Source organism: Bacillus sp. GW823-FHT06B01 (genome assembly GCF_058952315.1).
The window spans coordinates 53,151-65,104 of record NZ_JBXAHR010000002.1 but is presented as its reverse complement, the minus strand read 5'-3'; the positions used below and the strand labels follow the sequence as shown (position 1 = coordinate 65,104).

Here is an 11,954-nt window from a genome sequence, read left to right as displayed (position 1 = left end):
ATTCCTCCTATGTTACATTCGTTTATCATGCATAAAGTTCAAGGGGAAATGATCATCTTCATGATATGCTTCAAATTCATACCCTTTTTCTTTTAAACCTTTAATAATAGCCGGTACTGCAGCGATAGATTGCGGATGAATATCGTGCATTAAAATAACTTCTTTCGGATTTGTCGCACTAGCAAGTACATTTTGAACAATTTTCGCTTTCGCAGTATCAATTGATATACTATTATATTCCCAATCTAATGAATCAATTGTCCAATCCCATACTCTAAGACCATTTTCTACAACTTTATTACGAAGTTCTTCGTGTAATCCTGGCTTTGAACCATATGGTGGGCGTGTTAGTTTTGGGGCATGTCCGAGAATACTAGCAATTAAGCCTTGATCCTCTTTCATTTCATCTACGTAGCCACCTTGGGCATATAATTTTCTATTATTATGCGTCATACTATGCATACCAACGTAGTGTCCTTCCGCTTCTTCTCGTTTTACTAAATCAGGGTATGATTTTACATTTTGACCAATTAGAAAAAATGTTGCTTTTGCATCATTTTCCTTTAATATGTCTAGTAACTGTGCCGTATATTTTCCTGGTCCGTCATCAAAAGTAAGATAGGCAATTTTCCTAGTTTGACCATTAAATTGGGTTGGTGCAACCTTATTCATCTCCACTTTTATTTGTTCATTTGCATTTTGAACTGGATTCTCTTGATTTGCTATCGCTTTTGCAGGTGAAGTTATCGCTTGAAATACAAAAAAAGTCCCTCCCACTACAACTATAGCTACCATCATTACAACTATATTCTTTACCTTTAACAGTTTCCCCATTCTATTAATTCCTTTCTACGTCCATTACTTACTTATAAAAATATTACTCTAGTTTTTTACCCCTTCCCCCGGCATCCATTCTATTTTTCCTTTGGAAGCACAATCCTCTTATATAATTGAACAGTGATCAAATAGTAGACACCGTAAATGATTAAAAATATACAAATCGGAAGTCCAATATTCACATATGGATTTACAAAAAACTTAACAAATTTAAATATATTCATTCCTACCAAAACGTGTATAAGACCCAATATAGCTGGAAATAAAAATACAATGCCTAATTCTTTATACATAGATTGTATAAGTAATTCTTTACGTACCCCAATTTTCCGGAGCATCTCATACCGCCCTATATCTTTCGTAGCTCCAGAAAGAATCTTAAACATTAAACAACTTGCCATCATAGCTAAAAAAGCAAGACCTAAAAAGAATCCCATAAAGGAAGTTCCTTTTGAGAAGACGAGCATAGATTCATAATCACCATAGTTTGTTGGTAAATATACGTCTTCCTTAGGCTTATTAATAGCAACGGCTATTTTTTCGATTTGACGATTATCTATCTCTTTCAACTCTGTCTTATACCGTAAAATATTATCGATTTTAGCAATAAAAAACATATGCTCATTACCTTGAATTGCTTCATACCGGTTTTCGTCGACGATATAGACAGTTTTTCGATCATATACAGAAATATTCGATCTAAAATCACTATCCATACTCTTATCCCAATTCAGCGGTAACGTAGAACTAGATGGATCAACTTTCTCCCCCTTAAACATCCTATAGCTCGAAGATGGAAGTTGTTCAAAAATATGTGTTGTCTCTTTCTTTCCGAACAACAGTGGAGGATTTGCTAATAATTCCTCTTTTAAATAGTAAACAGCCTCATTATCAACTTTATATTTATATTGTTTTTTATCTACAATTTTCATTTTTTCCATAGCTTTATAATCCGCTGCTTCTGGATCATGAATTGTAATATCATACCCTGACATTTTTTCTGCTGAAAGGATTACATTTTTCTGTAAAGACATGCCACCAGCCATTGCCCCCACACCTAGTCCAATTAGCATCGTTACCGTTCCTAATATTTTCGCCAAACTACTTACCCTGAACTGCAATTGTGCAAATGTAAATGCATTTAATTTCTTCTCATTTAAATAGCGCGTTTTCTTTAGCCTATTAACAATCATAGGTAAGAGTGAAATAAATATAAGGTATGTTCCAATTGTAATCGTGAATAATGGAAGCATAATGGCACCAGCATCTTTTATTCCTACGAAGATTACAAAATAATATCCTACACCTAGTCCTAGCAAACTACATAAGAGTAACAATATTGTGGCTGGTCCTTTTATTCGTATGCGCTCCGTTTGCTGCTCTGTACGAATTAAATCTAGTTCTGTTTTTAGTGCTATACGAATTGCATTCACAACGGATGTAAGTAGAAATAACGCACTAAAGAATATAAATGTTATTTTGAATGCAGGACCATAAAATGCTTGATAACCTTCCGCTGAAATTCCCAATTGTTTCGTTAGAAATTTGCTAACGAAATTGGAAAGAATAGCTCCGAATACACTCCCTAATGCTAGTGAAATCATTCCCATAGACAATGTCTCAAAGAATAAAAGTTGGCTGATTTTACTCTTTTTGGCCCCTAAAACAAGATACATGCCAAGTTCTTTCCGCCGTAGTGAAAGGAGAAAAGAGTTTGCATAAAAAATATAAAAGAATGTAATAAAAGCCACCAAAATCGATCCTATTTGAAATACAAATACGATTGAACCAATAATACTGTTATTCATTGTAAACTCTTTATTTAACGCAAGCGTTTGAAACATATAAAAAATAGCAATTGAGATGACAAGACCTATTAATAAAACGATATAATCCTTAATCATTTTTTTCATACTAGAAATAGAAAGTTTTAATAACACACTCTACACCCACGCTTCTCTACAGTGTGGTGTACTACATTCATCTTTTTACTATCCCCTCTTTGTACAACGTTCTCTTCAAATATTAAAGTTTTCATATTGCCTCCTGTCATTTGGCTAGTGCTGCGATCATGCTATTTTCATAGCCACTAACTATCATTTTATCTTTTCCCTACAAACAGCAATATTGATTCCTCTTACATTATCCTTACATTTTTGTAATGTACACTCCCGAAAAAAACATTACAATATGCAAATCAAACATTTTATAATCCGATTCATATACCTTTTGACATCAATATTCTCACGCTCAAATAATATATTTACACATATAAAGTCGAAGGATATTAAATAGGTTTTCTAGCCTATTTAAGAGGTTATATAAATAATTAATATTAAAAATGTACAAAAAAAAAGCCCCACTGTAATACTTAATAACTTTGCACTTATCATCAGTTTACCTCTTCATTATAATTGTCCGAGATAAAGATAAGATAAAGATAAAATAAAAAAATTATAAATATATAACCATATATTATTAAATTTGGTACCGTTTTACTTTTCCTTATCCCTCTTACTCTTTATTTTACGTTCCTTCTCTTCGTTTCTAATTCACCTCTCAAAGGCACTACATAAAACTATTATTTAGGTTCTATTAAAATTACATCTTCTAAATCATATAAATTCGCCTTTGGTTTTGCATAAATAATATAAGCAAGACCATATTGATCCGGTTCTTGCTCTATCACCTCTGCTACTTCAAGGCCAGGTGGTATTTTCTGACTCAATTCAGAGGTAATAATACTATCACCTATTTTTATTTCTTTCGCTTTATCTGATGGAATATTATCAATTCGAAGAGCCTGTTTTTTCTTATCATATCCTGTAACAAATCCTAAAATGGATGAATTATTTTGAAAGGTGATTGCTAAACGATTCGTTCGTTCATCATTCGTAATTAATTTCACAACAGATGTATATTGATCTACACTCTCTACCTTTCCGATAAAACCGTCCACTGTAATAACAGCCATATCAACCTTTACACCATGTTGTGCTCCTCTATCAATAGTGACTTCTCCATACCACTCTTCTGCTACACGAGTTACTACTGTAGCTTGAATTAAATTGTATTTTCCTTGTTCCTTTAATTCTTTCGTTTTGTTGATAAGTTTAGTAAGGTTTTCTTTCTCCTCACTTAATATTTGCACTTTACTCTTTAACGATTCTTGATGTTCAATTTTCCCTTTCAATACCTGATTCTCTCTATATACTTTATAGATGTCTTCTATATTATGAACAATATTTTGGACATGCTTATTATTTGTACATACATACACCATCAATAAAGCCAAAAGAATAATTGAAAGAAATAATAATATTTTCTTCTTAGAAACCTGCATAATTATCCTGCTACTCCTTACCACTTTTTATCCACACACTATAGAATACTAGTGATTGTATACAGAAGAAATGGAGTTTAGATAAAGTTCAGATAAACTTTATTTTCTTTATAAAAAATTTAGAACTTATCATATACTGCTACAATCTTCGAAGTTTGCTCGTTACCTTATCCATGGAATGCCACTTATAATTTCTATAACTAATTATGTTGTATTTGTACTTTCTTAGGTATTTCATCTATTTGTACTTCTTCCCATTCCATACCATAACTTCCTTTAGATCTAATCTTTAAATATGCTCCTATTCTTAAATGTTTTGAAGCAGTCATCGCAATCTTTTGCTCTTGACCAGATTCATTATATCCTTTGAATTTATATTTCCATCTAGCAAAACCTTTGTTTTCAGCTCCATATTTACCATCATTATCAACAACAGCATAATAAATATCTTCTTTAATAAATGGATTGAATTGATCTACAATCGGTCCCCCCTTTCCTATAAGTAATGTAACTCCAACTATAATCAATACGATAAACGAACTTATTTTTTTCATGAAACTTTCTATTCTCCTCTTCTCAGATACTTCCCCTTAAAGGACTTCCTCTAAATCCATCGCAGCGCTATTACGTATTAAAATGTAACCAAATTTCCTAGTGCTCTTCTAATTAAATTGGCAATAAGATAATAAATTGAATAACCCCATTTTCATATTCTGCTCGAATTTCTCCTTTGTGCAATTCAACAATGCTTTTTGCAATTGCAAGTCCCAAACCTGAACCTTCTACAGCTCTACTTCTCGATTGATCTTTTTTATAAAAACGCTCAAACAAATTCTCTAATTCTATTTTTGTAAATTCTTCACTATGATTCGCTATAGAAATTTTGATATGCTGTTCTTCTCTTTGAAGTAAAACCCGAATTTCTGCTTTATCTATACTGTATTTAATTGCATTTATTAAAAGATTTTCAAACACACGTACCATTTTTTCTGAGTCCACAACAGCATATATACGATCTTCTTGAAATTCTTTTACAAAAGAAATATTATGCTCCTCCGCTTGTGGTACTAGCTCTTCTATTAATTGATCAAGTAGTTCATTTATACACACTTCTTGCGAATCTAACGCCATATTTTCATCTGTTAGTTTTGTATACTCAAACAAATCTTCTATTAACATCTTCAACTGCTCTGATTTTGAAAAGGCAATTTTTATATACTCATCATGCTGTTCTTTATTTTCATATTTCGCATCACCTAGTAAACGTAAATACCCCATAATAGAAGTAAGTGGTGTTCTTAAATCATGTGATACATTTGTAATTAATTCACTTTTTTGCTTCTCTATTTGTTTTTCCTTTTCTATATTAGCCAAAAGCTTTTCTGCCATTTGATTAATATTAGAAGTTAATAAACCTATTTCATCTTGACCTGCCTGTTTGATTTTATATTGTAAATTACCTTTCGAAAACTCCCTTACTCCTTCTGCCATCGCTTCAATCTGATTCATCTTCCTTTTCGTTATATAAAAGAAAGATAGTATAAAAGTGATAAAACCTAGTAAAGATGGAAATGGGCTGCTATCATTCACTATATACTTCACATTTCCTTGTGGTATACCACTTGCAATGATATACATATTTTCCGTATTAACAGTAACCGGATAAAAAGTTGTAAACTCCTTACGCTTTTGTTCAGTTCCATCTTGAATTAAACTTTGCGCCTCTACATATCGTACTTGATCCATTTTAAAATCCATCACATTACGCATCGTCTCATGAAGATTGATTTGTTCTTCCGGCGCTCCCTTTGTTTTATAAACGACTTTCCCATTCTCATCTATTATTAAAATCTTCAGTTGATTTTGGTGATTCAATTGATCAAGCAATTCTTGTATATTAATTTCCTTACCTTCCTCGGTTATACTTTCAACAAGCCTTTGTGTCTGTCCATCAATGGCTTCCATACCTGATGCATAATCAATGATAGAAATTTTATTAGCATCCTCGAAAAAAGAAGATGAAGACCATCCTACTAATACCCCGAGTAACGTACAAAAAGTAAATGTAGCCATTAGCTGTATCCGTATGCTCTTTTCCAAATGACTCACTATTTTACCTATCATTTTTTTAAAAACTTGATTCATCCATATTATCGGTTCAAATATCTTTCTCAATCTTATAGCCAACTCCCCATACCGTTTTAATGTACCGAGGCTTCCTTGGAATTGCCTCTATCTTTTCACGTATTTTCCGAATATGTACCATCACAGTATTATCGGATTGGAAAGCTTGCTCTTTCCATACTCTTTCATAAATTTGTGCTGCATTTAATACCATTCCTTGATTTCGTGCAAGCAATTCTAATACCTCAAACTCTCTAGGTGTCAATTTCGCCTCTTTATTTGCAATAATGACCTGCCGTGTTACTATATTAATTTTCATATCTCCAATTTCTATTTCATTTTCATCCTGTACACTTGTCCCGCTCATTTTCATATATCTCCGAAGTTGTGATTTAATACGAGCAATGAGTTCCAGTGGATTAAATGGTTTGGCTACGTAATCATCTGCGCCAGTTGTTAATCCTAAAATCTTGTCCATATCTTGCGTTTTTGCCGAAAGCATAATAATAGGCATTTCCGCTATTTCTCTCACTTTCATACACATATGAATACCATCTATTTTCGGCATCATAATATCAAGGACGATTAGATGCACGTCTCTTTTCTTTACTATTTCTAAACCCTCTTCACCATCTCCAGCTTGTAATACTTCGTAACCTTCATTCTTCAAATAGATAGTGATAAGTTTTCTAATTTCCTTCTCATCGTCCACGATAAGTATCGTTCCTTTACTCACAAAATCTCCTCCAGCATCATTTACCAAACTATGAATGTTGCTTTATTTCACTCACTACTGCATTCCTCTTTTGAATGTACACATAAGAAATGATAGTAATGATCATAATGCCCCCGCCTAAATACATCCCATATTTCGTCGCAAGTGCTACAATCGTTTCTATCTGTTTTCCGAATACAGAGCCCATCATAAAATAAGCTAGCGTCCAAACAAGTCCTGCCATATAGGAATACAATGCATACGTTTTAAATGACATATTATTCATTCCAACCAAATACGGTACGATATGTCTCACAACGGGGATAAAATAACTTATTACTAATGCATAATGACCATATTTCCCTACTATTTCTTGTGATTTTAAAAGGTACTTCGCCTTTTTCTTTTTCATCAATTTATTAAGCACTTTTATGCCAAATATTTTCCCTAGTATATACCCTAAAGAAAGACCTGATACAACACCTAAATACGTTAATAAAAAGGCTGGAATCATACTTAATATCCCCATTGATGATACAAATCCACCGCTCATGACAATCATTTCATCTGGAATCGGCATACCGATAATACCAAGCCATAAACAAAAAAATAGTGCCCAATAACCATACTGCTCAATGTATGACATTAATTCATGTAACTCCATTATGCATATGCTCTCCTTAGCTCTTTTCTACAACTAAAGACGTAAGCTGGTGGGAAATTAAGCCACACCTTTTCTAGTGTAATTTCAGGAAAGAAATGCTGTATAAATCCCTTTTTTACAAGTGAATATTGAAATGTAATAAATTCCCCATTCTCATGTATCGTTTCCATTACACTGTTTAAAATGCGCTTTGAAACCTCTTCTCGTAAAGAAGTGAAAGGCAATCCTGATAAGACGTAATCAATACATTCTATATTTAATTGTTCCATATACTTCTTTATATTTTCAGCTGAGCCGTGTATAACAATCACGTTCTGCTCATCTTTAAATTTTCTCTTTAACTCTTTAAAAAATACTTCATTAATTTCAACAAGAAGAAATATTGTCTCCTTCTTCTTTCTCTTCATAATCTCTTTCGTAAAAGCTCCTGTACCCGGCCCTAGCTCTACAATGCATTTTGCTCTATTAAAATCAATTACATCTACCATTTTCCTTGCTAATATTTTTGAGCTCGGTACAACCGCACCAATATGTTTCGGATGTTTTATGAATTCAGTTAAGAATGTTATGAGCTGCATATACTCCCTCTCCATTCGTTCAATAGTTTTTAACTTGTGTTTAAGTATAACTATCGTTTCTTAACAAATATTGAGGGGAATTCTTAAGATTTTATGAAGATGAAGGAAAGCTTCATATTTACTATAAGCAAACATAAAAAATTGAATTCCAAAGATAAGCGAATCGAACATATACAAATAAGTCAGCTTGTTTATTTACCATGAATGATTATGATCCTACTCCGATTTTGTATAGCGAAGTTACTATTTTTATGTTAGAATCCTCTAAGATATTTGGAATTAGTATAGAAATCATTTTTGGAGGCTTTATGAATAATCAAAACGATAATAAATCAAATGCATTATTTGCAGCTATACAAATAGTGCTACCACTTTTATTGCCTATTCTTGTCCCTACCTTTTTAATAGTGGGAATGAAAAAGTGGATACCTGATGAAGTTAAATATCCAAGCATAATATCATTGTTCGCATTATGTATGGGATTTTTCATAGTAGGAATTCTCTTCTCTATTGTTTTACGTTTATGTAAATTATCTGAGGAAAAATTAAAGGAATTAGGATTTTTAGGATTTACACTTTCGGCTGTTAGCACATTTCTAAGTTTTTATGTAGGTTACTTTTGGTTGGCAGACCTTAACTTCACATCAGTTGAATTATCACCTCATGCCGTATTAATTTTCGCTATTTTATGTACCTTGCTATTGGAAGGTATTTTTAAAGTAATGGACATGTTTGATAGTTCGGACGAAAATAAAGCTCACGTATAGACAAAAAAAGCATCCGACTAACATGTTAGTCGGATGCTTTTTTACTAAGATAAAAACAACTCTTGCATTACTTCGCACTCACAATCTTATAATAAGAACGAACTGTTAAGAAGTAATATCCGATATAAATAATGCTATATACTCCGATACTAATTAGAAGCGGAACCATAATTTCAAATGGTAGTATGTTTCCTAAACCTTTTAATGCAAACAAACTGTGTAGAATTCCGATTACTAGTGGAATTGCAAAGATAAAGCTCACTTGTTTTGCAATAGCTTTCTTCATCTCTTGTTTCGTTACACCAACTTTATGAAGGACAATGTAACGATCACGGTCAGCACTTGCTTCTGTAAGCTGCTTGAAGTAAATAATGGAGCCTGTCGCTAATAGGAAGACTAAGCCTAAGAATAGTCCGATGAACATCATTAGTCCAGTTGCTTCAAGTCCCATATGGAAACCAGTGTAGAAGTCTCTAAATGGTGGTGCCATTTCTGATTCACCAGCTGGCATCACTTTTGTTAATTTTTCTGTTAATACTTTACTGTTTCTTTCATCTTTTACATCAATATTTTTTACAACACGTGTTCCAAATGCTTGCTTCGCTTGTGCATACATTTCATCTGGAACGACAACAACTAATTCACCTAAGTTCGTAATTGCAGTATTATTTACACCTTGGATCGTCAATGTCTTCGTTTCATTTCCAATTTGGAATACCGCTTTATTTCCTTTATATTCAGGGCTAAACTCATACCCTTCCATATAAGAACTATCATATATAAATGCTTCGCCAGTAGCTACATTCACTGTTTCCGCATCGATTTTTTTCGCAATTTTGTTGAATTCAGATTGAGATATAAACTGATATTTCTCTGAAATCGTGTAATTCATATTAAGAATGAAATCAACTTTATCTCCTTCGAACTTCCCTTTGACAGGAACCGTTTCAATTTCAAATTGATCTTTAACAGGGTGATCCTGCTTCTCCTCCACAAGAATTGCATTTACTTTCTTATCCAATTCTGCATCTTTTTTCTCATAAGAGTAACTGTATGGCATGGATGTTTTTGATTGCGTAAATGTGTTGTAATACATCGTAACTGACGTACCAACCGCTGTTAATGTCACTGCACTTAAAATAGATATTGTCGCAAGTGACTTTGCATTTCCTTTAATACGGTATAGTAACTGTGACGTCGTTATCATATTCATACCATTATAAAACGCTGACTTATTATTTCTTGCACGTTTCAATACGAATACTGTAAAGAACATAAATAGTAAATACGTACCTAATACTGTTGCAAGTAATATATAAAGTGCAACTACCATAAAGTTTGCATACATAACTGCCTTCATAAACATTAACGCTAAGAAATAACCTGAGCCGATTAAGAAAACTGAAATTAACGCCATAATGACAGATCCTTTTGGCATTGCTTCTCCTTCGCGTTCCGCTCGAAAAAGTTCAATTAGCTTAAAGCGATAAATTAAACGATATCCTTGAAGTGATGTATACAAAATAATCACAAAGAAAATAAGTGCTGTATCAATAACTGCGGCCATCGGTATTTCAAAATGAACGTTTAAGTTTATTCCCATCATACTTATTAGTAGTTCAAGGAATAGTTTTGAAAGAACGCTACCGATCGCTATTCCGATAATTAAAGACATTAATCCCATTAACATATTTTCATAAAACAGCATTTTACCAATTTGTCTTTTACGAATGCCTAATAAGGAATATAGCCCAACTTCTTTTTTACGTTTTCGTGTAAAGAAACCGTTCGAATATATAATGAACACCGCTACGAAAATAATTAGCATGACACTTGAAACTTGAAATGCACCGCTAATTTTTTTAGAAGCTTCCGCAGCTTTTTCCATTTGTGAATTATACTGCAACGCCTTAAATGTAAAATAAATGACGATACTAAAGATCATAGATGCAAAATATACAAAGTAGTCTTTAAAATTCCGCTGTATGTTGCGGAGGGCAATGCTAGATAAGGTCATCAGCCATACCTCCAGAAATAGAAGACATTACGTCAACGACTTTTTGGAAGAACTGTTTACGTGTTGATTCACCGCGGTGCAATTCTTTATATAACTCACCATCTTTAATAAAAATAACTCGTTTACAGTAACTCGCCGCAAACGCATCGTGCGTTACCATTAAAATTGTAGAATTATCATATTCATTTAACGACTTCATACTTTCAAGTAAATCTGTCGCTGATTTAGAATCAAGCGCTCCAGTCGGCTCGTCCCCGAAAATCATACTAGGACTTGTAACGATCGCACGCGATGCTGCGCAGCGCTGCTTCTGTCCGCCCGACACTTGATATGGGAACTGACTTAAAATATGATCAATACCGAATTTCTTTGAGATTTCAAGAACGCGGCGATCAATCTCACTTGCTTTCACCTTTGATAACGCAAGAGGTAACGCAATGTTCTCTTTTACCGTTAACGTATCTAATAAATTATAATCTTGGAAAATGAATCCTAAATGATCGCGGCGGAATAACGCTAACTTATCATCGTTCATCTTCACGATATCTTTTCCATCAATTAAAATTTCACCGTTCGTCGCATTATCAATTGTAGAAAGAACGTTTAGCAAAGTCGTCTTACCCGAACCAGAAGGTCCCATAATTCCAACGAACTCACCTTCTTTTACTTGTAAGTTAATACCTTTTAACGCTGCAAATTTATTACCACCCGTGTCATACACTTTTTCAATATTTTTTGCTTCTAACACTGTTTTCATCTCGACATCCCTCATTTCTTCTATTCTCTATTTTCAACTATATACACTCTCTACTCTTGCCACTATCGATGTTTCTTACACAAACATGACAGTTATGTAAGGCCGGTAAGTAGAGAAATCAAAATTTAACCTACTGAACGAAAGTACTTTGT

General features: G+C 33.2%; 11 protein-coding genes. 1 reads left to right on the top strand and 10 read right to left on the bottom strand.

Going from position 1 to position 11,954, the window contains the following annotated elements:
* Window positions 1-12: 12 nt before the first annotated feature.
* The 8 genes from AC1Q8N_RS07200 to AC1Q8N_RS07165 all read right to left on the bottom strand — a co-directional run bounded on the left by AC1Q8N_RS07200 (window position 13) and on the right by AC1Q8N_RS07165 (window position 8,261).
* Window positions 13-834, bottom strand: a complete 822-nt coding sequence (locus tag AC1Q8N_RS07200; protein WP_098076043.1) for a peptidoglycan-N-acetylglucosamine deacetylase — start codon at window positions 832-834, stop codon at window positions 13-15.
* A gap of 80 nt (window positions 835-914) precedes the next feature.
* Window positions 915-2,750 (bottom strand): FtsX-like permease family protein, encoded by a 1,836-nt coding sequence (locus AC1Q8N_RS07195; RefSeq protein WP_493521146.1) that lies wholly within the window; start codon window positions 2,748-2,750, stop codon window positions 915-917.
* Between the two features lie 668 nt (window positions 2,751-3,418).
* The gene (gene mreC / locus AC1Q8N_RS07190) at window positions 3,419-4,180 is read right to left on the bottom strand and encodes a rod shape-determining protein MreC (RefSeq protein WP_493521145.1); all 762 of its coding nucleotides are present in this window, start codon (window positions 4,178-4,180) and stop codon (window positions 3,419-3,421) included.
* A 200-nt stretch (window positions 4,181-4,380) separates the two neighbouring features.
* Window positions 4,381-4,734, bottom strand: coding sequence for a YxeA family protein (locus AC1Q8N_RS07185; RefSeq protein WP_493521144.1), 354 nt, complete (start codon window positions 4,732-4,734; stop codon window positions 4,381-4,383).
* 112 nt (window positions 4,735-4,846) lie between these two features.
* Window positions 4,847-6,355: a sensor histidine kinase gene (locus AC1Q8N_RS07180; protein ID WP_493521143.1), complete on the bottom strand. Its 1,509-nt coding sequence runs from the start codon at window positions 6,353-6,355 to the stop codon at window positions 4,847-4,849.
* Complete coding sequence (locus AC1Q8N_RS07175; RefSeq protein WP_000033681.1) at window positions 6,339-7,040, bottom strand: response regulator transcription factor; 702 nt, start codon at window positions 7,038-7,040, stop codon at window positions 6,339-6,341. The genes AC1Q8N_RS07180 and AC1Q8N_RS07175 overlap by 17 nt, the downstream gene beginning before the upstream one ends.
* 28 nt (window positions 7,041-7,068) lie before the next feature.
* Window positions 7,069-7,683, bottom strand: coding sequence for a DedA family protein (locus tag AC1Q8N_RS07170; RefSeq protein ID WP_098076049.1), 615 nt, complete (start codon window positions 7,681-7,683; stop codon window positions 7,069-7,071).
* On the bottom strand, window positions 7,683-8,261 hold the full coding sequence (locus tag AC1Q8N_RS07165) for a class I SAM-dependent methyltransferase (protein WP_098076051.1): 579 nt from the start codon (window positions 8,259-8,261) through the stop codon (window positions 7,683-7,685). Before AC1Q8N_RS07165 ends, AC1Q8N_RS07170 begins: the two co-directional genes overlap by 1 nt.
* 200 nt (window positions 8,262-8,461) lie before the next feature.
* Here AC1Q8N_RS07165 and AC1Q8N_RS07160 point away from each other — a divergent pair, with 200 nt between their 5' ends.
* Window positions 8,462-9,028 carry an epimerase gene (locus tag AC1Q8N_RS07160; RefSeq protein ID WP_098076053.1) on the top strand — a complete coding sequence of 189 codons (567 nt, stop codon included), beginning with the start codon at window positions 8,462-8,464 and terminating at the stop codon, window positions 9,026-9,028.
* Between the two features lie 67 nt (window positions 9,029-9,095).
* Here AC1Q8N_RS07160 and AC1Q8N_RS07155 read toward each other — a convergent pair whose 3' ends face one another.
* Entirely contained in the window at window positions 9,096-11,045 is a 1,950-nt protein-coding gene (locus AC1Q8N_RS07155) for an ABC transporter permease (protein ID WP_098076055.1), read from the bottom strand.
* Window positions 11,032-11,802 (bottom strand): ABC transporter ATP-binding protein, encoded by a 771-nt coding sequence (locus tag AC1Q8N_RS07150; protein ID WP_000859659.1) that lies wholly within the window; start codon window positions 11,800-11,802, stop codon window positions 11,032-11,034. Before AC1Q8N_RS07150 ends, AC1Q8N_RS07155 begins: the two co-directional genes overlap by 14 nt.
* Window positions 11,803-11,954 lie beyond the last annotated feature (152 nt).